The organism is Streptococcus sp. ALY_208 (assembly GCF_058314295.1).
In genome coordinates this window covers 142,401-169,157 of sequence record NZ_JBZFUI010000002.1, presented here as the reverse complement: position 1 = coordinate 169,157, position 26,757 = coordinate 142,401, and the positions used below count along the sequence as shown (strand labels likewise).

18 protein-coding genes are annotated in these 26,757 nt (G+C 44.7%); 16 read left to right on the top strand and 2 right to left on the bottom strand.

Annotated elements, in window-relative coordinates; all coding sequences use genetic code 11:
• Positions 1-870: 870 nt before the first annotated feature.
• The 16 genes from AC4HAI_RS03090 (at position 871) to addA (ending at position 23,802) form a co-directional block, all read left to right on the top strand.
• Entirely contained in the window at positions 871-1,176 is a 306-nt protein-coding gene (locus tag AC4HAI_RS03090) for a hypothetical protein (protein WP_491110412.1), read from the top strand.
• Positions 1,177-1,567: 391 nt separating this feature from the next.
• Positions 1,568-3,841: a peptide cleavage/export ABC transporter gene (locus tag AC4HAI_RS03085; protein WP_491110457.1), complete on the top strand. Its 2,274-nt coding sequence runs from the start codon at positions 1,568-1,570 to the stop codon at positions 3,839-3,841.
• Between the two features lie 14 nt (positions 3,842-3,855).
• Positions 3,856-4,776: an HlyD family efflux transporter periplasmic adaptor subunit gene (locus AC4HAI_RS03080; protein WP_491110411.1), complete on the top strand. Its 921-nt coding sequence runs from the start codon at positions 3,856-3,858 to the stop codon at positions 4,774-4,776.
• Between the two features lie 55 nt (positions 4,777-4,831).
• The gene (locus AC4HAI_RS03075) at positions 4,832-5,071 is read left to right on the top strand and encodes a DUF4190 domain-containing protein (protein WP_491110410.1); all 240 of its coding nucleotides are present in this window, start codon (positions 4,832-4,834) and stop codon (positions 5,069-5,071) included.
• A 163-nt stretch (positions 5,072-5,234) separates the two neighbouring features.
• Complete coding sequence (locus AC4HAI_RS03070) at positions 5,235-6,212, top strand: zinc-binding dehydrogenase (protein WP_491110408.1); 978 nt, start codon at positions 5,235-5,237, stop codon at positions 6,210-6,212.
• A complete protein-coding gene (locus tag AC4HAI_RS03065; protein ID WP_491110407.1) occupies positions 6,199-6,627 on the top strand; it encodes a MarR family winged helix-turn-helix transcriptional regulator in 429 nt (142 codons plus the stop codon). The genes AC4HAI_RS03070 and AC4HAI_RS03065 overlap by 14 nt, the downstream gene beginning before the upstream one ends.
• On the top strand, positions 6,624-7,361 hold the full coding sequence (locus AC4HAI_RS03060; protein ID WP_491110406.1) for an ABC transporter ATP-binding protein: 738 nt from the start codon (positions 6,624-6,626) through the stop codon (positions 7,359-7,361). The genes AC4HAI_RS03065 and AC4HAI_RS03060 overlap by 4 nt, the downstream gene beginning before the upstream one ends.
• A complete protein-coding gene (locus AC4HAI_RS03055; RefSeq protein WP_491110405.1) occupies positions 7,345-8,865 on the top strand; it encodes an ABC transporter permease/substrate-binding protein in 1,521 nt (506 codons plus the stop codon). The genes AC4HAI_RS03060 and AC4HAI_RS03055 overlap by 17 nt, the downstream gene beginning before the upstream one ends.
• A gap of 1 nt (position 8,866) precedes the next feature.
• Positions 8,867-9,703, top strand: a complete 837-nt coding sequence (locus AC4HAI_RS03050) for an SDR family oxidoreductase (protein ID WP_491110404.1) — start codon at positions 8,867-8,869, stop codon at positions 9,701-9,703.
• Positions 9,704-10,547: 844 nt separating this feature from the next.
• On the top strand, positions 10,548-11,552 hold the full coding sequence (trpX, locus tag AC4HAI_RS03045; RefSeq protein ID WP_491079471.1) for a tryptophan ABC transporter substrate-binding protein: 1,005 nt from the start codon (positions 10,548-10,550) through the stop codon (positions 11,550-11,552).
• A 234-nt stretch (positions 11,553-11,786) separates the two neighbouring features.
• On the top strand, positions 11,787-12,650 hold the full coding sequence (locus tag AC4HAI_RS03040; protein ID WP_491079470.1) for an ABC transporter permease: 864 nt from the start codon (positions 11,787-11,789) through the stop codon (positions 12,648-12,650).
• Positions 12,647-13,405, top strand: coding sequence for an ABC transporter ATP-binding protein (locus AC4HAI_RS03035; protein ID WP_491079469.1), 759 nt, complete (start codon positions 12,647-12,649; stop codon positions 13,403-13,405). Before AC4HAI_RS03040 ends, AC4HAI_RS03035 begins: the two co-directional genes overlap by 4 nt.
• Positions 13,406-14,150: 745 nt before the next feature.
• Positions 14,151-14,885 (top strand): ABC transporter ATP-binding protein, encoded by a 735-nt coding sequence (locus AC4HAI_RS03030; RefSeq protein ID WP_491110402.1) that lies wholly within the window; start codon positions 14,151-14,153, stop codon positions 14,883-14,885.
• Positions 14,886-16,484: a hypothetical protein gene (locus tag AC4HAI_RS03025; RefSeq protein WP_491110400.1), complete on the top strand. Its 1,599-nt coding sequence runs from the start codon at positions 14,886-14,888 to the stop codon at positions 16,482-16,484.
• A 303-nt stretch (positions 16,485-16,787) separates the two neighbouring features.
• Positions 16,788-20,132 carry an ATP-dependent nuclease subunit B gene (rexB, locus tag AC4HAI_RS03020; RefSeq protein WP_491110399.1) on the top strand — a complete coding sequence of 1,115 codons (3,345 nt, stop codon included), beginning with the start codon at positions 16,788-16,790 and terminating at the stop codon, positions 20,130-20,132.
• Positions 20,125-23,802, top strand: a complete 3,678-nt coding sequence (addA, locus tag AC4HAI_RS03015; RefSeq protein ID WP_491110398.1) for a helicase-exonuclease AddAB subunit AddA — start codon at positions 20,125-20,127, stop codon at positions 23,800-23,802. Before rexB ends, addA begins: the two co-directional genes overlap by 8 nt.
• 51 nt (positions 23,803-23,853) lie before the next feature.
• Here addA and AC4HAI_RS03010 read toward each other — a convergent pair whose 3' ends face one another.
• Both AC4HAI_RS03010 and AC4HAI_RS03005 read right to left on the bottom strand, forming a co-directional pair.
• The gene (locus AC4HAI_RS03010; protein WP_491079463.1) at positions 23,854-24,657 is read right to left on the bottom strand and encodes an ABC transporter ATP-binding protein; all 804 of its coding nucleotides are present in this window, start codon (positions 24,655-24,657) and stop codon (positions 23,854-23,856) included.
• Positions 24,657-26,621 (bottom strand): ABC transporter substrate binding protein, encoded by a 1,965-nt coding sequence (locus AC4HAI_RS03005; RefSeq protein WP_491110397.1) that lies wholly within the window; start codon positions 26,619-26,621, stop codon positions 24,657-24,659. The genes AC4HAI_RS03010 and AC4HAI_RS03005 overlap by 1 nt, the downstream gene beginning before the upstream one ends.
• Positions 26,622-26,757 lie beyond the last annotated feature (136 nt).

Below are 26,757 nucleotides of genomic sequence, written 5' to 3'. Positions count from 1 at the left end.
AAACAATTGAGACAAAAATCTCTTGCTTAAGAAAAATATAAGCGTTAGAATAAGAGTGTTTAAGTCGTATAACAGCTTTGATATGGAGATGTTATCCTCAGACTCAGTCTGGACAAAGCGATGATTTTTTAAGAAGAGTTGGTATAGATCAGATGAATAAGTCTCAGTTTAAAAGATGGAATCGCTTACTACTTTATTTATTCCTAGCATTTTTAGCTGCTAAGTCTCTATGGGATAAGAATAGAGTACTTGCATTGATATTCTCTATTAGTCTTGCAGCTGGCAACCTTTATCAATTTTTTACGACAAAAGATGATAAAGAGTAGTAAGGAAGATAGCCTGATAACATGAAGGAGGAGCGATTGTTACGAACAATAGTTGATTGTATAACTAGGTGCTATCTTTGCACTACTTGGCTATTTCCTAAAAAATCCGAAAGCAAAGATACTTTTTTCATCTCTCACCCTATTATTACTCCTATATCTATTAGTATACACGCTATACTTAGTGTTTTATCACTAGAAATAGATTTATCTCTATAAATTAGATCAGGCTGGGAACTATTTCTCAGCCTTTTTGAGTGACCAGATTTCTTAGCCTACTCTAATCAAAAGTTGGGGTAGTTTAAAGAATAAAATTCTAATATTTAACGTAAATTTCCAGAATCTTTTTTTTTTTTTGAATTTTCGCATCAAACCTGTTAAATAATATTAAGTTAGCCTAAATCCCCTTGCTTAAGAAGACCTTAAGCGTTAGAATAAGAACGTAAATTTTCATAAAGTTTTTCAAGTCGTGGCCACGCTGTAAAAATAGGATGAAGGTTTATTACGAAACTATCACAAGATGAAACGTAATTTAGGAGGAATTCTTATGAATACAATGACTTTAGATTCAATGGCTTTTGATAATTTTGAAGTAGCAAGCAATGACTATCTTTCACATGTCGAAGGTGAAGGATGGGGAGGAGCACTCATTGGTGCAGCAGGAGGTGCAGCAACAGGGCTTGTCACGGGAGCTGGCTCTATCGGCTCGCTGGGCGCTACTATTGGTGCAGTAGGTGGGCCAGAAGGAGCAGCGGCTGGTGCTATAGTTGGTGGCGTTATTGGAGGAACAGTTGGAGCTTTTGGAGGAGCAATAACTGGTGGGATTGTTGGATATAACGCGCTACCATTCTAATTTTGAAAGAGTAACAGGTAAATCTAAAATGGAAGATACTAGGGAAAAACTTAACATTTCTAAAATATCTATAACATTGAGCTATATTTACTTAATAAGTATTTTCGTGATTTTAATACTATCAATGTTCTCATTAAATCCAACGATGAAAGAACTAATCTCCTTATATTTTTTGATAATTAGTATTATTATTCCTCTAATAATCTGGAAGGATATACGAAAAATTATTAAAATTTATTTTGAATTAATATTCCATAAAAAATAAAGATTTAAGTATCTAAACCTTTATTTCTAACAGATCAATGAGAGAAAATGATGTATGTCTATATCCCCTGCCACTACTCTGATGCAGGGGATTTTTACTGAAAAATTTATCCATGAAAGTGAGACTATGAACCAAGCTATTTTTATTATTGCGATTGTCATAGGGGTTAATATCCTGCTGGAGCTCATCAAGCGTTTGAGTCGCTCGGGTGGGGGCTCCCAGTCCAATCAAGGAGCGCCCCCTCTCTTTTGGCGTCGGCGCTACAAGCTGGTCCCTCAGGTCGACACCAGGGACTGCGGCCCAGCGGCTCTAGCCTCGGTCGCTAGGCACTATGGCTCCGATTATTCCCTAGCTCACCTGCGTGAGCTCTCCCAGACTGATAAGCAGGGAACAACCGCCCTAGGGCTTGTCGAAGCAGCCAAGAAGATGGGCTTTGAGACCCGCTCTATCAAGGCAGACATGACCCTCTTTGACTATGATGACCTGACCTATCCCTTTATCGTCCATGTCGTCAAGGGTAAGCGTCTCCAGCACTACTATGTCGTCTATGCCGCAGAGAAAGACCACCTCATCATCGGAGATCCAGACCCTAGTGTCAAGGTCACCCGTATGACTAAGGCAGACTTCCAGCAGCAGTGGACAGGGCTAGCCATCTTTCTAGCACCCCAGCCTAGCTACAAGCCCCAAAAAGACAAGAAAACAGGTCTATCCAGTTTTTTCCCACTGATCTTCAAGCAGCGGATCCTGGTGACCTATATCGTCCTTGCCAGTTTTCTCGTGACGCTGATCGATATCGTAGGTTCTTACTACCTGCAAGGGATCCTGGATACCTATATCCCGGATCAGCTTATCTCGACCCTGGGTATCATCACCATAGGTCTCGTCATCACCTATATCATCCAACAGATGATGAACTTTGCTAAGGAGTACCTCCTAGCAGTGCTGAGTATCCGTCTGGTGATTGATGTTATCCTGTCCTATATCAAGCACATTTTTACCTTGCCCATGTCCTTTTTTGCGACTAGACGGACCGGTGAGATTACTTCCCGCTTCTCGGATGCCAATCAGATCATCGATGCGGTCGCATCGACTATTTTTTCAGTCATCTTGGATTTGACCATGATTATTATCGTAGGAGCGGTTTTACTCCTGCAAAACCCCAATCTCTTTTACCTCAATCTGGTATCTATTCCTGTCTATGCGGTCATCATCTTTGCTTTCTTGAAACCCTTTGAAAAGATGAACCACGAAATGATGGAAAGCAACGCTGTTGTCAATTCCTCCATCATCGAAGACATTAATGGGATGGAGACCATCAAGTCTCTAACCAGTGAGAAAGCTCGCTATAATAGTGTGGACGGTGAGTTTGTGGACTATCTGGAAAAGAGCTTCAAGCTCCACAAATACACCGCCATTCAAAACGCTCTGAGAGCAGGCTCCAAGCTGATTTTAAACGTCCTCATCCTCTGGTATGGTGCTATTTTGGTCATGGATGGTAAGATTTCTGTCGGTCAGCTGATCACCTTTAATGCCCTTTTGTCTTACTTTTCTAGCCCGATTGAGCGCATTATCGGCTTACAGACCAAGCTGCAATCAGCCCGAGTAGCCAATACCCGTCTCAATGAGGTCTACCTGGTCAATTCAGAGTTTGAAGGAGACGGTGATCTAAGCGATCCTTCCTTCCTCGATGGGGATATTAGCTTTGAAAATCTTTATTACAAATATGGCTTTGGCCGTGACACCCTTTCCAACGTCAACCTGACTATTAAAAAGGGAGACAAGGTCAGTCTAGTAGGTCCTAGTGGTTCTGGTAAGACCACATTAGCCAAGATGATCGTCAACTTTTATGAACCCAATCGAGGGATCGTCCGTGTCAATGGTAATGACCTCAAGGTCATCAATAAGACAGCCCTGCGTCGTCATATCAACTACTTGCCTCAGCAGGCCTATATCTTTAGTGGTACAGTCATGGAAAATCTGACTCTAGGGATCAAGGAGGGTACCAGCCAAGAAGCTATCATCCGTGCTTGTGAGATCGCAGAGATTCGCTCAGACATTGAGCAGATGCCTCTAGGCTACCAGACTGAGCTATCTGATGGTGCCGGTGTCTCAGGTGGTCAAAAGCAGCGGATAGCCCTAGCTAGAGCACTTTTGACAGATGCCCCAGTCCTCATCCTAGATGAGGCTACTAGCGGTCTAGACGTGGTCACTGAGCGCAAGATTATGGATAATCTCTTACAGATGACAGACAAGACGATTATTTTTGTCGCCCATCGCCTCAGTATCTCTAAACGAACCAACAAGGTTATCGTCATGGATCAAGGAAAGGTCGTCCAAGAGGGCTCTCCTAGAGAACTTTTGAACAAAGACGGCCTCTATGCTGAGCTATTTAACGACTGAGATGAGGTGATGTCATGTATACAGAATTATTAAAAAGTGCAGAGTTTTATAAGAGGCGCTACCACAATTTTGCAACGGTCCTGATTATTCCCTTCGTCCTTTTAGTCCTATTTATCGCCGTATTTTTGACCTTTGCCAAAAAGGAGATAACAGTTAAGACAACAGGAGAAGTAGCACCGACCAGAGTGGTGGCGACCGTCCAATCGATTAGCGACAGTCCCGTGACAAAGAATAACTTGAAAAATAATCAAGCTGTTCATGAGGGAGATGTGCTCCTCCAGTATCAAGCAGATACGGATAATCTTCAAAAGGAAGCTCAAAGAAAAATCGTCGATAAAAGAGACAAAGAAAAGGATAAAAAAGATAAGGAAAAAGACGGCAAGGATAAGAAAAAGTCTGATAAAAAGGACAAGGAAAAATCAGATAAGGATTCCGATAAAGATAAGAAAGACAAGAAAAAATCATCAGATGATAAGGAAAAAAATGATGATGATATCAATAAGGTCACAGCTTTCGCCCCTGAAGATGGAGTCATCAGCATGAATCCTAAATATGAGTCGACCAATCTTATCCCCCAATGGCAGGAAGTCGCTCAGATCTATCCTAGCATTGAGAAGAAACGTCATATCCTGATCTCCTACTATGTTTCATCTGATGATGTTTCCCTGATGAAAAAAGGCAAGGAAACCCGCTTTTCTTTGGAGAAGAAGGGAAATGAAAAGGTCATGATCAAAGGAAAAATTGATCAAATCGCCTCAGCAGCTACCGCGACAAAAAAGGGCAACCTCTTTAAAGTAACAGCCAAGGTCAAACTTTCCAAAGCTAATAGTAAATGGATCAAATACGGGATGACTGGCAATGTCGTAACAGTAGTCGATAAGAAAACTTACTTTGAATTTTACAGAGATAAGTTACTCAACCATCTATCAAAATAGCTAAAATATCCTTTAGCTAATGGGATGAACTTTATTATATAAAAAGGAGTCAATGATGTATCCACAACCAAAGAAATCTGTAGCCCCAATGGTTCTAGGAATCCTATCACTATTTTTTGCTATTTTTCCACCTATTTTAGGGCTTATACTAGGTGTTATTGGACTAGCTATTGGTGCGAGTAAAAATAGCAATGAACCCAACAATAACTATAAATTGCCTATCATTTTAAGCAGTATAGGGATCATAGCCTCCCTGATCAATATGGTGGCGGGTGTCATTATTAATCTTAAATAATAGGATCTACCAGCCATAGCAGGTGATAAGCCAAAGTTATATAACGTCTAAACCATCAGTGTGAACTGGTGGTTATTTTAGGTCAATTAGTCAAAATATTTGACTAATTGAATCTGCTAGTATAAACTAATCTAAAAATAGTTATCCAGAAAGAGGTGAGCTGATGAAAGCTGTTCAAGTTAGGAAGCCAGGAGGACCAGAGGTTCTAGAACTGATAGATTTACCCAAGCCCGAGATCAAACCAGGCTGGTCTTTGATTAAGGTCAAGGGGTTTGGCATTAATCGTTCTGAGATTTTTACACGTCAGGGTCACTCCCCAAGTGTGAGCTTTCCAAGAATTTTAGGCATTGAGTGCGTAGGAGTTATCCATGAGACGACAGATCAATCAAGATTACCAGTCGGACAAACAGTGCTCTCAACGATGGGAGAGATGGGACGTGCTTTTGATGGATCTTATGCCCAGTATGTCCTAGTTCCCAACCATCAGATTTTTCCAGTCAGCACTAACTTATCCTGGGAAGAGTTTGCGGCAGTTCCAGAGACTTATTATACAGCCTACGGATCGCTCAAGCAGCTTCAAATCAAGGATGGTGAAAGAGTACTGGTTCGTGCGGCATCGTCAGGTGTTGGCCTAGCCTTTGCTAGACTGGCAAAAGCAGCCTATCCACATATTCAGCTCTACGGCTCTATCCGTCGTCTAACTCAGTCAGACCAACTGAGGCATGAAGGATTTGATCAGATTATTTTGGATCAGGAGGGGACACTGGAGACTAATGAGCGTTTTGATAAAATTCTTGAGCTTGTCGGTCCAAAAACGATCAAAGATAGCCTATCTCATATCCGTCCTCAAGGGATCATTGCAAGTACTGGTCTACTGGGAGGTCAGTGGTTTCTGGAAAATTTTGATCCGACTTATGATCTACGCCAAAATGCTTATTTGACAACCTTCTACTCAGGCAATGTCTCTGAGAGAGAGTGGCAGGAGCTCTTTGACTTTATTGAGCGATACCAGGTAGCAGTAGCTCCACAAGCCATTTTTAGTCTAGAGCAAATCCAAGACGCCCACCGCTATTTGGATAATCCCCAAACTTATGGCAAGGTCATTGTAAAAGTGGAGGATGAGAGTTATGCAGGCCACTAAACAGTTCAACCGTGCCTTTGATGAGCTCATGTCCATTAATGAGAACTATGCTAGAAAGCATGGCCTCAATGGCAAGGCCCTCCTCATTCTTCTCTGGCTCTACCGAGTACCGACAGGTCTGACCCAACGTTTTTTGGCTGATCGTACCCAGTCGACCAAGCAGGTGGTACATGCCCTGATTAAAAATTGGCGAGAAAAGGGTTATGTCATACTTGCTGAAAACACAGAAGACAAGCGCCACAAGCTGGTCTTGCTAAGCGATCAAGGTCTCTCTTATGCTGCAGGGATTATCGATCCCTTAGATGCAGCAGAAAAGCGGGCTATGGCAAGCCTAACGCAGGAAGAGCAAGCCAGCTTATCCAGACTGACTGCCAAGTACAGTCAATCCCTCTATAAAGAATTGGAGCACTTATGATTAGATTTGATAAAGTCACCAAGACCTTTGGTGATAAGACCGTGCTGAGAGAGCAGAGCTTTGAAGTTAAAAAGGGAGAGTTCTTAGTCTTGGTCGGTCCGTCTGGCTCTGGTAAGACTACCCTGCTTAAGATGATCAATCGTCTGATTGAGCCAACTGCCGGTCAGATTGAGATTGATGGGCAAGCACAAGACGGACTGGATCTCAGGGAGATGCGCCTATCTATGGGCTATGTCCTCCAGCAGATTGCCCTCTTTCCTAACCTCACCGTCTTAGAGAATGTCCTACTTATCCCTGAGATGAAGCAGTGGCCCAAGGACAAGGCCCGAGAAAAAGCGCAAGAACTGCTGGATAAGGTTGGCTTGCCAGCTAGTGAGTATGGCAACCGCTATCCTAAGGATCTCTCTGGCGGTGAGCAGCAGCGAGTCGGCATCATCCGTGCTATAGTCGCTGATCCCAATATTCTTTTGATGGATGAACCCTTCTCTGCCCTGGATGCCATCTCACGCAAGCAGCTACAAGACCTGACCAAGGACTTGCATCATGAGTTTGGTATAACCGTCGTCTTTGTCACCCATGATACAGATGAGGCACTGAAATTGGCTGATCGTATTGCTGTGCTGCACGAGGGAGAGATCATCCAGATAGGTGCGCCTAAGGAGATCTTAGAGCAGCCAGCAAGTGACTTTGTAGCAGATTTATTCGGAGGTGACCGCTATGACCGAACTCATTAATACCTTTCAGGAGCGCTACAGTGACTGGGTGAGTGCCCTAATCGAGCACTTACAATTATCCCTCTTATCCCTCTTAATTGCTATCTTGATCGCGCTACCTCTGGGCATGATACTCTGCCGTAAGGATAGGGCCAGTGAGCTAGCCCTCCAGGGAACAGGTGTTCTACAGACTATTCCGTCCTTAGCCTTGCTGGGACTCTTGATTCCCTTGGTTGGGATCGGGACGCTTCCTGCCATCATTGCCCTAGTACTCTATGCCGTTTTTCCTATTTTGCAAGCGACTATTACAGGACTTCGTGGTGTCGATCCTAGCTTGATTGAGGCTGGGACAGCCTTTGGGATGACCCGCTGGGAGCGCCTCAAAATCTTTGAGCTGTCGCTAGCCATGCCAGTAATCGTCTCTGGTATTAGGACATCTGCTGTCATGATCATCGGGACAGCAACCCTAGCTGCCCTCATTGGTGCAGGCGGTCTTGGAACCTTTATCACTCTGGGGATTGACCGCAGCAATAGTGCCCTTATTCTGATTGGAGCGATCTCAGCTGCCCTCTTGGCTATTGCTTTCAATATTGGTCTCAAGCTCTTGGAGCGCTCCAAGATCAAGACGGTACTCATCAGCCTAGCTGTACTTTTTCTAGGTGCCTTTATCCCTAGCGTCTGGCCTATGTCGAGCCAGCAGGATACCATCGTCATTGCTGGAAAGCTGGGAGCAGAACCAGATATTCTCATTCACATGTACCAAGAGCTCATCGAGCAAGATACAGACATGTCTGTGGAGCTCAAGTCCAATTTTGGTAAGACAGATTTCCTTTATCAGGCGCTGAAATCTGGTAATATTGACATCTATCCTGAATTTACGGGAACAGTGACCTCAAGTCTGCTGCAATCGCCACCTTCATCATCGACAGATGCTAAGAAGGTTTACCAGCAAGCCCGAGATGGAATCAAGCAGCAAGATGGCCTCGATTACCTCAAGCCGATGGCCTATCAAAACACCTATGCGCTAGCGGTCCGCAAGGACTTTGCCAAGGAGCAACACCTCAGTCAGATCTCTGATTTAGCCAAGGTTCAAAATCAGCTGACTGCCGGATTTTCACCAGAATTTACTGACCGTAGTGACGGCTATCCTGGGCTTGAAAAGCTCTATCAACTCTCTTTTAATTACAAGAGTATGGAGCCTAGCTTACGCTATCAGGCGATCAAGCATAAGGAAGTAAATCTCATCGATGTGTATTCAACCGACAGCCAGATCAAACAGTATAGGCTAAAAGTCTTAGAGGACGACAAGCACCTCTTTCCTCCCTATCAGGGAGCACCGCTTCTGAGAAAGGGCTTATTAAAAGAACACCCTGAGCTAAAGCCGACCCTCAATAAACTCTCTGGTAAAATCACAGCTGAAGAGATGACAGAGATGAACTATCAGGTTGATGTCAAGGGCAAGTCAGCCAAGGCTGTCGCCCACGACTACCTGATAAAAGAAGGATTAATAAAGGAGAAAGATTAGTATGACAACCCTAGCTATAACAGGTGTAACAGGCTATCTCGGTGGCCGTCTTGCTCAAAAATTGGCCCATAACCATATTCCCGCTCGATTGCTAGCTCGCTCCCCCGAGCGGGCACCGCAGTTAGCAGGGATGACCGTCCATGAAGCCTACTATGATCAAAGTCCAGCTACCCTAGCGGCACTGGATGGTGTCGATGTCCTCTTTATGGTATCAGCCAGAGAGGACAAAAATCGTATTCAGGTTCATAAAGGATTGATCGATGCTGCTAAGAATGCTGGCGTTAAGCATATCATCTATACCAGCTTTTTAGAAGCCAGTGAAGATGCTACCTTCACCTATGCTCGTGACCATGCTTGGACGGAGGACTATATCAAAGACCTAGGTTTCACCTATACCTTTATTCGGGATAATTTTTACATGGACTTTTTCGTGGAACTCTGCCAAGAGTACGGAGAAATCAAAGGGCCTGCTGGGCAAGGTCGTGTCTCAGCAGTCGTACGTGAGGACGTGGTAGCTGTCCTAGCTAAGGTCTTAGAAGAGCCAGCAGCCTACCACAATCAAATCTTGGATATGACAGGCCCAGAAAGTCTGAGCATGGCAGAGATCGCTGCCATAGTTGGTAAGGAGCTGGATAAACCCGTCTCCTACATGGAAGAAACGATTGAGGAAGCCTATGCCTCTCGTAAGGCTTGGCCAGCGCAGGACTGGGAATACGATGGCTGGGTCAGCACCTATACCGCCATTGCCAATGGCGAGCTAGCGGCCATAAGCCCAGACATCCAGCGTGTGCTAGGCAGACCAGCAACCAGCTTGAAAGACTATTTAGATAAAAAATAAGCTCATGAAAATAAAAAGGACTGAAACGGTATTATAGACATTCAGTCCTTTATTAATACTCTTTACTAGTGATAAGCCTTGATCGTATATAGCCACGGGTAAAGGCATAATTGAGCTGAGCAATAATTTAGAAGGATCTATGTTGTAGAATCCCAACTTGTTGTATTGGTGGAGAATATGGTTATTCAGTTTTAGGTGATAGTATTAATAATCACTATTGTTCCGCAAAAGGCTAAATGTTATTCCGCAAATAGACCTAGTGTTCCGAAAATGCTACAATTTAGATTATGTTGTTATACGTTATCTTACATATACACTATAGCATATCAAAAATCATGAGATCTTATTATTATCGCTTCTATACCTTAAATAACTGACACGATGTTGAAATGTTACCTTTGTAAAGTTCAGATAGAATAGGTTTAATTTATTCTGAATTTTTAAATTTTACAAAATTCCTGTTGACTCTTCTTTTAATTTGTGTATAATAATGTCAACAGAAATAGTAAGCTGTACTTGCTTTCAGGGAGCCTGTGGGGACTGTGAACAGGTAGTGGGGCAGCTGAAGATTGGGCTGTTTGGCTTCACAGACGTGAGCTAGAGATTGAGGATAAGACATAGTCCTTCAGGTTTAGCAGACCTTACCCTGCTTGATCGTTGTTAGACGATCATGAGATGGAAAACTTGAGATTGGTTTTCTAATTGAGGTGGCACCGCGTGGACTAGACGCCCTCACATTCCTAAGTGAATGTGAGGGCTTTTATAGTGATTAAAGACCTATCATTGTCTGACTCTGGATTAGCCCAATACTTTCTTGTTAGCAATTTATGTGTGGAGGTTTTCTATGAAAAACAAGCGCTTATGGGGTGTTCTGACCCTTTTGATTCTCTTTACTATAGCCTTGGTAGTCCATGACGAGACCGGTCTTGGCCGTCCTAGCCAAAAAGACAAGGTTGTCAAGGTCGGTATCCTACAGCTGGTGACTCACGATGCTTTGGATCAGATCAATAAAGGGATCGTAGATGAGCTAAAAAAAGAGGGCTATTCTGGTGACAAGATCAAGATCCAATACCTCAATGCAGAAGGCGATCAGTCCAAAATCTCTACCATGAGTAAGCAGCTGGCAGACAATGATAACGATGTCCTCGTTGGGATTGCAACTCCCGCAGCCCAAGGTCTAGCCAATGCTAGCAAGGATACACCAGTCGTCATGGCAGGTATCAGCGATCCACTCGGTGCCAAGTTGGTCTCAGATATGAAACACCCCGGTGGCAACGTCTCAGGGACGTCCAACCAAATCCCTGTCAAAGATACCGTTGATCTGATTAAAACCTTGACACCCGAGGTCAAAACGATCGGTGTCCTCTATGCCAGTGGTGAGGATAATTCTGTCTCTCAAGTCAAGGGATTTGAACAAACAGCTAAATCTGCTGGCTATCGTATCAAAAAGTATGCGGTACCCTCTACCAATGAAATCACGACGACTATGAATGTCATGGCCAAGGAAGTCGATGCCCTCTGGATTCCTCAAGATAATACTATTGCCAGTGCTTTTACAACGGTTGTCTCCATCGCAGATAGCCATAAACTGCCGATTTATCCAAGTGTTGATACCATGCTAGAGCAAGGAGGACTTGGCTCTATCTATCAAAGCCAGTACGATATCGGTGTCGAGACTGGTAAGATGACCGCTCAAGTCCTAAAGGGGAAAACAATCGGTGACCTACCTGTCAAAGTCATTGACACCGGCAGCCCCTCCATCAACCTCAAAACGGCTAAAAAGCTCAACATCACTGTCCCAGATAAAACACTTAAAGAAGCAGAAAAATCAGGCGTAGTGATTAAATAACAAGATACAAAGCCGTTAAGCGATGCCAAGAAAAATAGGGAGCCGCCTGATAAAACCTGAGATTTGAGGAAGGCGATTCTTTTTTCCCAGCATCGTAGGCGTGTTCAATTCTAACAAGATACAAAGCCGTTAAGCGATGCCAGGAAAAATAGGGAGCTGCCTGCAAATAGGGCAGTTCCCATCTAGGTATGACAGATAACAACATCAATAAAATGAGTATCAGGAGATAATATTATGATAGCTGTAATTTCTCAAGGCCTGCTATGGGCTGTGTTGGGAATAGGGATTTATCTGACGTTTAGGATCCTAGATTTCCCAGATATGACGACAGAAGGGAGCTTTCCACTGGGGGGAGCTGTCGCTGTGACCCTTATGGTCAATGGCGTGAACCCCCTCCTTGCAACGCTGGCAGCCGTTTTGGCTGGGTGCCTAGCAGGGTTAGCAACAGGGCTCCTCTATACACGTGGTAAGATTCCGACCTTGTTAGCAGGGATCTTGGTCATGACCTCTTGTAATTCGATCATGCTCATGATCATGAAGCGCTCCAATATCGGTCTGCTCAATCATAAGCGTCTGCAAGATGCTCTCCCTTTTAGCAGTAATCTTAACCTCCTTGTCATGGGAGTCCTAGTAGTGGTTTTCGTGATTGCAGCTAGTATCTTTTTCCTCAATACCCGCCTCGGTCAAGCCTATATCGCCACTGGGGATAACCGTGAGATGGCTCGCTCCTTTGGCATCCATACGGACAATATGGAACTGATGGGCTTGGTTGTCTCAAACGGTATTATCGCCCTCGCCGGTGCCTTAGTCAGCCAGCAGGACGGCTATGCTGATGTTTCCAAAGGGATCGGTGTTATCGTCATTGGGCTTGCCAGCATCATCATCGGTGAAGTCATGTTTAGCAACCTGACCATGCTAGAGCGTATGGTAGCCATTGTCATTGGCTCCATTTTCTATCAAATTTTGATCTGGGCGGTTGTGGCACTGGGCTTCAATACCAACTACCTCAAGCTCTTTAGCGCAGTCATCTTGGCAGTCTTTCTCATGGTGCCAAGACTCAAGGAAAAGTTCTTTAAGGGGGTGAGCTTATCACGATGACAAAAGTAGTAGAATTAAAGCATGCCACTGTGGCAATTAATAACGGCTATGATGAGGAAAAAATCATCTTAGATGATGTCAGTCTCACAATCTATGAGCATGATTTCTTGACCATCCTTGGTGGCAATGGAGCTGGGAAATCGACCCTTTTCAATGTTATTGCTGGTACCTTACCCTTGAGCAAAGGCAGTATTGAGATTATGGGAGAGGACGTCACCCACCTTCCTGCCCAAAAACGGGCCAAGTATGTCGCTCGTGTCTTCCAGGATCCAAAGATGGGAACAGCACCACGTATGACCGTGGCTGAGAACCTCCTCGTTGCCAAGTACCGTGGGGAAAGCCGAGGTCTAGTGCCACGAAAGATTCAGGCTCACAAGGCTGAGTTTCAAACCCTAATCGAGCAGATCGGTAATGGTCTTGAAAAGCACTTAGAAACACCGACAGGCTCGCTCTCAGGCGGACAGCGCCAAGCTCTGAGCTTGCTCATGGCTACTGTCAAGCGTCCAGACCTCTTACTTTTAGACGAGCACACAGCTGCCCTTGATCCCAAGACCAGTCAGGCTCTTATGACCCTGACAGATAAGATGATGACCAAGGACCAGCTGACAGGCCTCATGATCACCCACCATATGGAGGATGCTCTCAAATACGGTAACCGCCTCATTGTCATGAAGGAGGGCAAGATCATCCAAGACCTCAATAAAGACGAAAAAGAAGGCATGACCCTAGCCGATTATTATGCTGTGTTTGAGTAAATAGGATCACTCAGCTGTAACGGATATAAAAAGAAAGGTCTGATTTGAACCGCACTCCAAAAGTTAGCCAAAAAATCTAACGATTGGGGTGTTTTTGATACTATCTTGCGTCCTCTACGTGATCGTTGTAGAATAGGGGGCAGAGTGATCTTAGCGATACCCCGTATAGGTTTTAAATGGATCATAAGTTGGAATATCTTGTTTGTTGTAAATGATTGAAGAAAATTCATACAGACTAAATATAGTTGTAAAAATTTTATAAATGAATAGTGAGGATCGAGATATGAATAGACGACGTATAGCCGCTATACTCCTAATATTATTTTTTGCATTAGGCATAATTGATGATATTATGCAAAAATCAGCAAATAACATGATGCAAACAGTTGGCCAGGTCATTTCAATTATAAGGATTGTTATCGTATTGTGTGCCCTATATTTCTTTATAGACAAGCATAAAAATCATAAGCATTAAGTAGAAAGTAGGATGAGTGATTATGAAAAGAAATAACTTAAAGACTATTAAGGCCATGTCTCCCCTTGCCTTGATTTTAGGCTTCTCGCTTGCTTATTAATCTTAGAGAGAATCTTTGGCATTCTCTCTTTTTTGCTTGATTGAGATAGACAATATATTATAATGGAAACCATAATATGGAATATAAAGCAGCCAAAATTTAGGATGTTTTGATACGCTCCTCTAATATTTAGTTTTATGGGGTTAGTATCTTGGCAAAAGGAGATTGATATGATTGAATTTCAGCATGTATCAAAAGTATACGGCGATAAGGAAGCTTTGAAGGATTTGAATGTAACTATAGAAGATGGTGAAATTTTTGGACTGATCGGCCATAATGGTGCAGGAAAAACGACAACCATTAGTATTTTAACCTCTATCATTGAAGCCAGTCAGGGAGATGTATTAGTAGATGGTGATCTTTTGTCGCAAAATCGTGACGCTATCAAGCGTAAAATAGCCTATGTCCCAGATTCGCCAGATATCTTTCTCAACCTTTCTGCAAAGGAATATTGGCATTTTTTAGGCAAGATCTATGGATTGACCCCTGCTCAGATAGAGGATCGGATTGCGGAATTAGCGCAGTTATTTGATTTGACTGAGCAACAAGATGATATTATCGACAGCTTTTCACATGGGATGCGTCAGAAGGTCATTGTTATAGGAGCGCTGGTTGTTCGTCCAGATATTTGGATTTTGGACGAACCTCTGACGGGGCTTGATCCCCAAGCTTCCTTTGACCTTAAGGAGATGATGAAAAAGCATGCTGCTAGCGGTAAAACAGTACTTTTTTCAACGCATGTACTCCAAGTCGCTGAGCAGCTGTGCGACCGCATCGGTATTCTTAAACAAGGCGAGCTGATCTTTGTAGGGACCCTAGCAGAGCTTAGAGCGAATTATCCAAATAAGGATCTAGAGACTATTTATCTAGAAATAGCTGGTCGTCATATGGAAGAGGAGGAGTAGATGATGTCTTGGTCAACGATATGGGAATTGACGAAAATCAATATTCTCTATTCTAATCCGCAGTCGATGACACAGATCAAAAAGAGGCGAGAAAAGCGTCCAGATAAGAGCTATACGTCTTATAAGCTGATGCTTAGGCAGCAGTTGCTTTTGATCGGTGGCTTTACACTTATTTTCCTTCTCAATTTTTCCAGAGTCAACTTTCAGAGGTACCCAGGAGTTTTTAACCAATACCTAGCCTCTTTCTTTATCATGGCTCTTTTCTATGTTTTTTCGGCCATGTATTCTATTTTTTATGACAGTAGGGATTTGGCTCTTTATGCGCCCCTACCTATTAAGCAGTCAGAAATTTATATGGCTAAGGTCATCTCATCATTGGGAATGGGCAGCATGTTTTTAGTGCCCGTGCTGGCTTTGCTCAGCATTGCCTACTGGGAAATAATAGGTCCCTTAGGGCTGATTCTAGCCTTGCTGAATTTTTCGCTCATATTTGTTAGTTGTATTACCCTTGCTTTGGTTCTCAACCATCTCATAGGGAGTCTAGCTGTTAGAAGTTCTCGCCGCAAGTTGTTTTCGAGCCTCCTGATGATTATTACAACAGTCGGTTGGCTGGCGGTCTGGTTCTTTTTAAATTTTAAATCAAGCGACTATCAGGAAAATGCTGTCAGTGACAGCCCTCTCTTACCCTATTTTAGAGGCTTTTATGATATTGCCGTGCAACCGTTTGGCCTCAACAGTCTTTTACATTTCTATCTTCCTCTTTTGACAGTCTTATTATTGCTGATCTGCCTTGTGAAGGCAATGGTCCCAAGGTTCTATCAAGAAACCATATATAGTGGGACTGCTCAGGCTTCCAGACGCAAGAAAAAAACCTATCAGGATAGTACACTCACCAAACTGATGATTCGTCATCATGTAGCGACCTTGCAAAATGGTACCTTGATCATCCAGACCTACTTGTCCCCCTTGCTCTATCCTCTTTTGATATTAGTTCCATCCTTGACTAGTGGAAAAGGAGGATTAGATCGTATTCCTTTGGTATATTTTGGTATAGTTTGGCTGATTGGGATCATCGTAGGCTTGATGGCAGCAATGCCGACAAGCTTTATAGGGGTTGCTCTCTCCTTGGAAAAGGAAGACTATCCAATGCTTAAGGCCCTGCCTATTAATTTCAAGGCCTTTCTGAGACAAAAATATTTAGTCTTGGCACTGGCTCAGTTTTGCTTGCCAGCTCTTGTCCTTTTAGCTGTTGGTTTGTTGGCTGGTCTATCACTGGGCTTATCACTCAGTTTCCTTGTGGCCTATCTTTTGACCTCTTTTGTGGTCGGGCAAATTTATTACAGCCGTGATTATAGACTGTTAGTGCTTAACTGGCAAGATGTTACCCAGCTTTTCAATCGTGGAGGTGGCCAGTGGTTAGTGGCTGGAATCATTTTTGGAGATATACTGATTGGTGCTATGCTAGTTCTTCTTGCATTTCTATTGTCAGAGTTCATCAATCCTTTAGCTGTCAGTTTGATTTTGGTCATTCTCAGCTTACTAGCATTAGCTCTACTTCAAACAATGATTTACCGTAAATTCTGGAAAAAACTAAACTGATTGATGATCAGGAAGTTATATAAGGCAGGGATAGAATCCCTGCCTTTTGTTGTTAGATTGACCAGATCGGTTATTAGCTATTAGCAAGGACGACTTAGCCTCACTACTTCATAGTTAAATGACCTATTTCTGGTAATTTTTGAGCAGAATAATGCTTACCTTAAAAGCATGTCTCCCCTATAACTACTAGCCATGCTAATCGTTAAGTCAGTAAACCTATCTTGCTTTGCTCTCCAGCGATAAAGGCTGTGAACTGTTCTGTGTTATAATAATAGCAATGATACAAGAGAAAGTAGGCTTTGTATGAGACTTGTCTATACAGATATTCGTCAACGCTTGACTGATCAGTTGGCAGATATGGCGCGTGACTATGCTTTAGCGGGAAAGCGTGTCTTTTATATTGCGCCCAACTCCTTATCCTTTGAAAAGGAGCGCAGGGTTTTATCTCGTCTGCCTGAAGGCGCATCCTTTGCGATCACCATTACCCGCTTTGCCCAGCTGGCACGCTATTTTGTCCTCAATCGAACCGACAGTAAAAAGCCCATCACTGACACCGGACTCAGTATGCTTTTTTATCGACTGCTGTCACAGCTGGACGATGGTCAACTCAAGATCTACGGCAGTCTCAAAAAGGACAGCAGCTTTATGGCGCAGCTAGTCGATCTTTACAAGGAACTGCAGCGCTCAAATCTGACCATCATGGATTTAGAAGGGCTATCTTCTAACCTTAAATATCAAGATCTCTTGACCATTTTTACTGCCCTCTATGAGATCTTAAACCAAGAAGGTTTCGAGTCGCAGACCAAACTAGCCCAATTTCTCACGCATGTAGAGGCAGGGGATCTCGATGGAGAAGTGAGCAACTTAGTTCTAGTCATCGATGGTTTCAGTCGCTTTTCAGCAGAAGAAGAAGCCCTGATCACCGCCCTACACGAGCGTGGTGCTGAGGTGATTATTGGGACCTATGCCAGCCAAAAAGCCTATCGCTCAAATTTTTTAAATGGAAATCTCTATCAAGCTAATGTTGAGTTTTTGCTGGAGCTGCAAGCTAAATTTGGGATAAGAGCCCACTATCTAGGACAGCCCGAAAATGACAACCTAGCCCATCTCTCCCAAGCATTGGAAGCCAGATATGATTTTTCAGCTGAGCAGCCATCGCTGAGCAAGGAGGATAAGTCTGCCATCACCATTTGGGATACTGTCAGCCAAAAAGAGGAAATTGAGCAGGTAGCTAGAAATATTCGCCAGAAACTCAATCAAGGGGTGCGTTATAAGGATATTTTAGTACTGCTAGGAGATGTGGAATCCTACCAACTCCAGATTGAAAAAGTCTTTGACCAGTATGAGATTCCCTACTATCTAGGCCAGTCAGAACCGATGAACCATCACCCCTTAGTCTTGTTTGTAGAAAGCTTGGAACGTCTCAAACGCTATAACTTTCGTGCCGAAGACCTGATCAATTTGCTCAAGAGCGGTCTCTATCAGGATCTTTCCGACTATGAGATCGATAAGTTTGAGCAGTATATCACTTATGCTGACATCAAGGGCTTGACTCAGTTCAGCACCCCCTTTAGCGCTAACAGCCAGTATGGTGCAAGTGAGGATGGGACTCCCCTCTATAAGTATGACCTTGAGCATCTCAATGCCCTGCGTCAAGCTATCATCACACCGCTCAGCCAACTCTTTAAAACTCGCCAGCAGCAAGGAAAAAATCTGCTCAGCCATAAGTTTATCCCCTTTTTAGAAGAGATTCATCTGCCAGCCAACATGGCTAAACTCGCTCAAGGAAAATCAGAGGCTGAGCTTGAAAAAGAGAACCAGGTTTGGAAGACCTTCAGCGACCTATTGGAGGAATTCCATGATATTTTTGCAAAGACCAGCCTAAAACTAGATGACTTCCTAGCCATTCTTCAATCAGGTATGCAGGCCAGCCACTATCGCACAGTTCCCGCCACTGTAGATGTCGTCACGATCAAGGACTATGAGCTGATTGAACCTCATACAGCTCCCTATGTCTATGCTATTGGTCTAACAGCAGGGAATTTCCCTAGGCTATCCCGTGCTCAAAGTCTGATTACAGATGAGGAGCGTCTGGAGCTCAATGAGAAATTAAAGACCAGCTCGGGGAGACTAGAGCAGCCCAGTCAAGACAATGTCAAGAAAAACCATTCTGTCATGATCTCCCTGCTAAATGCAGCGACTGAGCATCTGGTATTATCAGCTCCGCAGATCTTTAAGGAAGCAAAAGACCAATTCTCTCCTTATTTGCAGGATCTGATCAACCTAGGAATCGAGCCTCAAGTCAAAAAGAGTATCAGATTCACAGATACTCCAGAGGATCTCGGCTCCTACAAGGCCCTCTTATCTCAAGTCATCGAAGCTAATCAGCTCTATCAGGGTGAGGATATCGACAAAGCTAGCCAGACCTTCTGGTCCGTCATGGTCCGTCGTCTGCGCAAGCGCCTAGCTGAAAAAGATATGATTATCCCTAGTATCACAAATAGCTTGAAGGTTGAGCCGATTTCTCCGCAAGCCCTCGAGGTTCTCTACCCAGAGGACCAGCCCCTATCCCTCTCGGCTTCTAGCTTGACAACTTTTTATAATAACCAGTACGCTTATTTTCTCCGACACGTCTTACGACTCGAGGAGGAGGAGTCTATTCATCCAGACTTCCGACATCATGGCGTTTACCTCCACAAGATTTTTGAGAAGGCTATGGCCAAGGCCAGCGACTCCGAGCATTTTGATCAAGGCTTAGAAGAGGCCATTCAACAGGTCAATCAAGAAGAGGTCTACCAGCAGCTCTATGCTAGTGACCAGGAAGGGCGCTTTAGTCAAGCGATTCTGCTGGATATTGCCCGCAGTATGAGTCAGATTTTGGCTAAAAACGAAGCTGTCCAAGTCTTAGATAAAAAGACAGCCAAGCATTATCTAGGAGATCACGATTGGCAAGAGACACCAGACTATCTCAAGGCGCTGGAGCTTAATTTCCACTATCAGTTACCCATAGATGATAAGCATCATATTTTGATCAAGGGACAGATTGACCGTGTAGACCAGCTGCGTTTTGCAGATGGCATTGGAATCGTGGACTACAAATCTGGAGATAAGACCTTTAACTTAGTCGATTTTTACAATGGCTTAACGCCTCAGCTTTTGACCTATATTCTAGCTTTAAAGGACCAAATGCCAGCTGATTTCCAACAGGAGGTCTTCGGTGCTATGTACCTTCATATGCAAGATCCAGAGCTCAAGTGGTCGGCTATCAACCAGATTGATGAGACGCTAGAGATCTGGGATCGATCATTTAAGTATCAGGGGATTTTTGAAGCCGCAGCCACCGATCATTTAGGGAAATATTACAATACCAAGCAAAAGGATAAAAAATTCACCCCAGATGAGATGATTGCCCTGCTCAATCATACCAAACAGCTCTACCGAGAGGCTGCCAAAACCATCCTCTCCGGTCGCTTTGCCATCAATCCTTATACCACAGATGGTCGCAGCGTCCAAGGTGAGCAGCTCAACAACATTACCGGCTTTGAGGCTGATCGCCACCTGTCCTATGCCCGCCATCTATGGACAGGTAAGCGTGATGAGACGATGGCTAAACTATCTCACGAGAAAGGAGACAACCGTCATGACTGAGTCCCTGATGACTGACTTTTTGAGCGACCAAGAGATCGCCCACCTAAAGACCAGTGAGGAGAAGCTAGCCAAGGACCAAGGGCGCCTGCCTAGAACCCCTGAGCAGATCGATGCCATCTATCGCAATGGCACCAATATCCTGGTATCGGCATCGGCTGGTTCAGGAAAGACCTTTGTCATGGTCGAGCGCATTATCGACATGATCAAGCGTGGTGTAGGGATCAATCAGCTTTTCATCTCGACCTTTACCGTCAAAGCAGCTGGTGAACTAAGAGACCGCCTAGAAGAAAAGCTGACAGCAGAGCTGACTGAAACCAAGAGTCAGGCTCTCAAACAGCACCTGTCCCAACAGCTCAATGATCTGCCTAATGCTGATATCGGAACCATGGATGCCTTCACCCAGCGTCTGGTTGCGACCTATGGCTATGTCCTCGGCATCTCGCCTAAATTTCGTATCATGACCGATCCAAGTGAGCAGGCAAGCCTCAAAGAAGAGGTCTATCAAGATCTCTTTGCCAGCTATATGCAAGGAGCCGATGCTCAATTATTCCAGCAAACAGTACGCAACTTTACTGGCAACCGCAAAGATTCCTCAGGCTTTCGTGAGGTAGTCTATGCCTTGTACAGCTTTAGCCAATCGACGGCTCATCCGCAAAAATGGCTCCAAGAAACCATGCTGTCCAGCTATCATCATGATTTCGACCAGCAGGTCCAAGACTTTTTAGTCCCGCATTTTAAAGAGCAAGACCTGAATCGTCTCGTGGAGGATGCGATCCAGTTTTTCCGTGAGCATCTCACGACGGTTAGACAGGAGTTCCAAAAGACCTATAAATATCTGGACAAGGTTGATAATCTGGTCGACCTGCTAGAGGGCATTGATCTCACCGCAGATCTTTCTCAGCTGAGCAAGCAGCTAAACCCTATATCAGAACTCAGTTCTCACGTGACCATGCGCATCGGTGCTAACAAGGATCCCCTGCTAAAAGAGTTTGCCTCAGCCTATAATAGTGAGCGAAAAAAACATCTAGAGCCTCTCTTGAGCCTAGCCTCAGATCTAAGAACGGTTGCCCTCTTGAAGACCTACCAAGCTCAAGCTCTACCGATCTTAGAGGTTCTCCAGCAATTCCTACTGGACTTCTCTGAGCAATACTTGGAGCGTAAGAAGCAAGAGAGTGCTTTTGAGTTTACAGACATTGCCCATCTAGCTATTGAAATCTTGGAGGGAGATGCACAGATCCGTCAGCTCTATGTGTCTAGATACCATGAGGTCATGGTCGATGAATACCAGGATAACAACCAGATGCAAGAGCGTCTGCTGGATCTTCTATCCAATGGTCACAATCGCTTTATGGTAGGTGATATCAAGCAGTCGATCTATCGCTTCCGCCAGGCTGATCCTATGATCTTTAGAGGCAAGCTTGAAGCCTTCGATCAGGTAGCGACCTTTGATCCTGAAAAATCTCAGGGCCTTCTGATTTTGCTCAAGGAGAATTTTCGCAGTCATATCGAAGTTTTAGAGGCTACTAATGCGGTCTTTACCCGCCTCATGGATCGAGAGATGGGGGAGATCGACTATGATGAAATACATCTATTGCTGGCTGGTAACGCCCAAAAACGTCAGCCCCAGCCTGACAATCGCATGCAGGTCTGGCTCTATGATGAGGACAGCCAAGCAGACTTAGAAGAGGGGGATCAAGCCGATCTTAGTGCAGGCGAGGTACTAATTGTCGTCAAGGAAATACTGAGACTGCACAAAGAAGAAGGAGTGCCCTTTGATGAGATGACCTTGCTTGTCGAGACACGGACCCGAAATGACATTATCTTGGATGCTTTTGCCAAGTACGGGATTCCTATTGCAACAGAGGACACCCAAGGGCACTATCTCAAGTCTTTAGAGATTATGATTATGATGGATACCTTACGAGCCATCAATAATCCCCTTCGTGATGAATCCTTGATTGCACTGATGAAATCTCCCATGTTTCATTTTGGCGAAGATGCTCTGACCAGGATTTCCCTCCAGCAGCAGCATGGAAATTTTTATGATAAGCTGCTCTTAGCCCTAGAGGGCTCTGGTCAACACCCAGAGCTGATAACAACTGAGCTCCACCAGAGTCTGACCAGTTTCCAGACCTTTCTGAACAACTGGCGCACCATGGCAAAGACCAGCAGTCTCCATGATCTGATCTGGCAGATCTATCGTGATCGCTTTTACTATGACTATGCTGGCAGCCTGATCAATGGTCAGCAGCGTCAGGCCAATCTCTACGCTCTTACCCTTCGGGCGCATCAGTTTGAACAGACAGGCTTTAAGGGCTTACCACGTTTTATCCGTATGATCGACCGTATGATCGCTACCGATAATGATCTAGCTGATGTTGATGTCACCCTACCTAAGGATGCCGTCCAGCTCATGACCATCCACCAGAGTAAGGGACTAGAGTTCCCCTATGTCTTTATTCTTAATCTGGACAAGACTTTTAACAAGGCTGATGAATCTGCTCGTCTAATCCTAGACCGCCAGTCCGGTATCGGTATCAAATACACAGCCGATGTGGCTGATCGCTTTCCTCAGGCTGACCTCCCTCACGTCAGACTCAGTATGGATACCCTCCCCTATCTCATCAATAAGCGTCGCCTCCACCGAGCGGCCCTTTCTGAGGAGATGCGCCTCCTCTACGTAGCCATGACCAGGGCTGAGACCAAGCTGTATCTGATCGGCAAAGGCAGTCAAGTAAGCCTAACAGACAAATATAAAGGCAATCGTAGTCAAGAGCGATTGGCGACAGCAGGACGGGAAAGCTGGACTAGCTTCCAAGATTGGATTTTAGCCCTGTCTCAAAACTTCCCAGAAGATGACCTAGCCTTTGATGTCACCTTTATCAGTGCAACCGAGCTGACAGATCTAGGAGAAGTGAGCGAGACACTTGCTATTCAGGCTGATGTCCTTGAGGACAATCGCCAGTCCGATCGTATCAGTCAAGCCCTCGCAGCCCTAGAAGCAGTTGAGACTCTCAACCAGAGCTATCAAGCAGCCATTACATTGCCAACCGTTCGGACACCCAGCCAGATCAAAAAATTTCACCAGCCCATTTTAGAGGACGATGGCTTGGATATTATGGAGAAGCGAGTGACCCAGACAGATTTTGCCCTGCCTAGCTTTGAGAAGGCAGATAAGGTTTCAGCCTCCGCCATAGGATCAGCCACCCATGAGCTCATGCAACGCCTGCCCTTGAGAGAAGACCTTGATCTCTCAGATCTAGAGCAAGCTCTGGATCAGGTCGATGCTGATCCAAGTGTGAAAGCCAAGATCGATCTGCCAAAGATCCTGAGCTTCTTTGCCGATCAGGCGCTGGGACGAGAGATGATCAGTCAGGCTGACCAGCTTGTCAGAGAGGCACCCTTTGCTATGCTGTATACGGATCCAGAGTCCGGTGAGCAGACGGTCATCCGGGGGATTGTTGATGGTTTCATTCTTTACCAAGATCGTATTGTCCTTTTTGACTACAAGACTGATCGCTACCAAGACCCCCAAGATCTCCTCAATCGCTATCAAGATCAAATGGCGCTTTACGCGAAAGCGCTCCAGCAATCCTATGCCATCACAAAAATTGATAAGTACCTGATTTTACTAGGACAGACGGACGTTAGAGTAGTGCAAGTCCCATAAGGAAAATAAATAAGTCCGAAGATGATTAGTCTTCGGACTTATTTTTATAAACTAGCCTAAAATGAGTGCATCATCATTGAGTACTTGTCCACTATTTTTATGGAAGAGATCGAGAAGTTCTTGGACAGTGAGATTTTTCTTGTCTTCCCCTTTAATATCGACAACGATCTTCCCTTGATAGAGCATGACGAGACGATTGCCGTACTGGATGGCATGCTCCATATTGTGGGTGATCATGAGGGTGGTGAGTTGATGCTCTTCGACGATTTTACGGGTCAGGGTCATGACCATATCACTGGTTTTAGGATCCAGAGCCGCCGTGTGCTCATCCAGCAGCAGAACCTTAGGTCTCACCAAAGTCGCCATGGCAAGGGTGAGTGCTTGACGTTGCCCCCCTGAGAGAAAGTTAGCATCGGTCTTCATTCGCTCCTCTAATCCTAATCCCAGATCCTTGAGAGCCTCTGTAAAAATCTGCCGTTCACTCTCAGTGATAGAGGGTTTGAAGAAGCTACGCTTTTTACCACGGCGGTAGGCAACAGCCATATTTTCCTCGATGCTAAGGTTGGTCGCTGTTCCCATACGAGGATCCTGAAAGACGCGGCTGATATGCTTAGCCCGTTCATCGACAGACTGCTTCTTGATGGATTGTCCCTCGAGGAGAATGTCTCCTTCATCGACACTGAGGACACCAGCGATAGAGTTCATGAGCGTTGATTTACCTGCTCCATTACCCCCGATGACAGAGATAAAGTCTCCCTGATCGATAGCCAAGTCCAGCCCCTTGAGGACATGATTTTCATTGACGGTACCTTTTTCAAAGGTCTTATGAATGCCTTGTAGACTAAGTAGAGCCATTAGTGTTTACCTCCTGTCAATGTTTTATTAGGTTTGATAGCTAATTTTGAGCGGATTTCTGGGACATACAGAATCACGGCTAGGAAGATAGCAGAAGCTAGCTTCAATAGCTGGGCATCGACATTCATAGCTAAAATGATAACCAAGACCAAGCGATAGATAATAGAACCAGCGATAATAGAGCCCAAACGCTTACCAAGTGGCAAGTATTTGACGATCACCTCAGCCAGAATAATGGCAGCCAGACCATTGACGATAGTACCAGTCCCCATATTCATATCAGCATAGCCATTGTTTTGAGCAAGTAGAGATCCTGAAAGGGCAATGAGTCCGTTAGAAATCATATAACCCAAGATCTTCATACGATCGACCTTGATACCATTAGCTTCCCCCATAGCTAGGTTGTCACCCGTAGCACGCAGGGCCAGTCCGATCTGCGTATTCATCATGACGACTAAGAGTCCGATAACTAAAGCGACAAAGATCAAGCCCAGTAAGATGACACCAACCACCTTAGACAGACCAAGACCAGTCACCATAGTGACTAAGGTCGTTTTACCAGAAAGAGAGAGGTTGGCAGTACCACCCAACACCAGGAGATTGATCGAGTAAAGCCCCGTCAGGGTGATAATTCCAGCTAGCAAGGCAGGAATCTTCATCTTCGTATGGAGGAAACCAGATACAGCTCCAGCAACCATCCCTGCTATGAAACCACCTAGTGTTGCAAGGAAAGGATCAGCACCTTTAACGATGAGAATAGCCGTAGCAGCAGCACCAAGAGGGAAAGACCCTTCTGCTGTCAAGTCAGCAATATCAAGGATGCGGAAGGTAATGAAGACCCCAATAGCCATGATAGCCCAGAGGAGTCCTTGAGCCATAGCAGAAAGGATAACATTGCTCAGGCCATTGCTTCCTGATTTTTGCTTAGATGCTGGTGCCTTTAAGGCTGTCTTACCAGCTTTTTTATGCTGGGCGATGATTTTATCAGATGCTGACTTCCCTTGCTTGCTAGCCTGGTTTTCAATAGCGGATAGATCAATATCCAATGTTTTTGCCATATCCTTGTTGACAACAACATCTAGGGTTTCTGGATACTCAGCTGCAACGCCAGAGACCTTTTCCCCTTGTAAGATGCGGATAGCCTGCTTAGCTGTTTGCTGACCGAGTGCTTGGTAGTTAGCCCCATAGGTGAAGAGCACACCTTTATCAACAATATCAGCAGATCCTCCAACCACTGGAACGCCCGTTTCTTTTGAAAGATCCGTTACTAGGGAAATGGAGCTGACGATAGTATTATCGGTTGGAATAAAGACCGCCTCAGTCTGACTCATCAGGCTCTTAGTCGTATCTTGGACATCATTTGTTGAGGAGATACCCTTGACGACCGTCTGGATACCTTCTCTTTTGAAGACTTTCTTAGCCTGATCGACTTGAACTTCTGAGTTACGCTCATTGGTTGTATACATGATACCGACTTTTTTGACGTCGGGCATGACCTTTTTGAGGAGCTTGACTTGTTCATCGATCGGCGATAGATCGCTAGTCCCTGTAGCGATGCCCCCCACCTTGTCCATGGACTTGACTAGCTTGGCTGAGACAGGATCAGTCACCGCTGTAAAGAGGATCGGTGTGTCCTTAGAGGTATTGGCTAGTGATTGGGCAGCTGGTGTCGCAATCCCAAGGACAATATCATTATCATCAATCAGCGATTGCGATAAAGTCTGTAGATTGGATTGATCGCCCTGAGCATTTTCAAAATCAATGACATAGTCCCTACCTTCACGATAGCCTTGATCTTTGAGCTCTTTGACAAATCCCTTACGGGTAGCACTCAAAGATGGGTGCTCGACATACTGCAGGATCCCGATATGGACCGCTTCCTTAGATTTATCCTGCTTGCCACAGGCAGCCAGTGTTAGCAAACCAAGTGCGAGGATAAACATGATAGCACTGAATTTCTTCATGTGAGACTCCTTTTAAGATGTTGATGGACTTAGTTGATCCCTCTCCTAAATCAAGTAAACAAAAAACCAGTTAGACAAGCTCATCTAACTGGCTCTTTTTATCAGCTTTCCCCTTAGGTATCAGCCTCCAACAGCG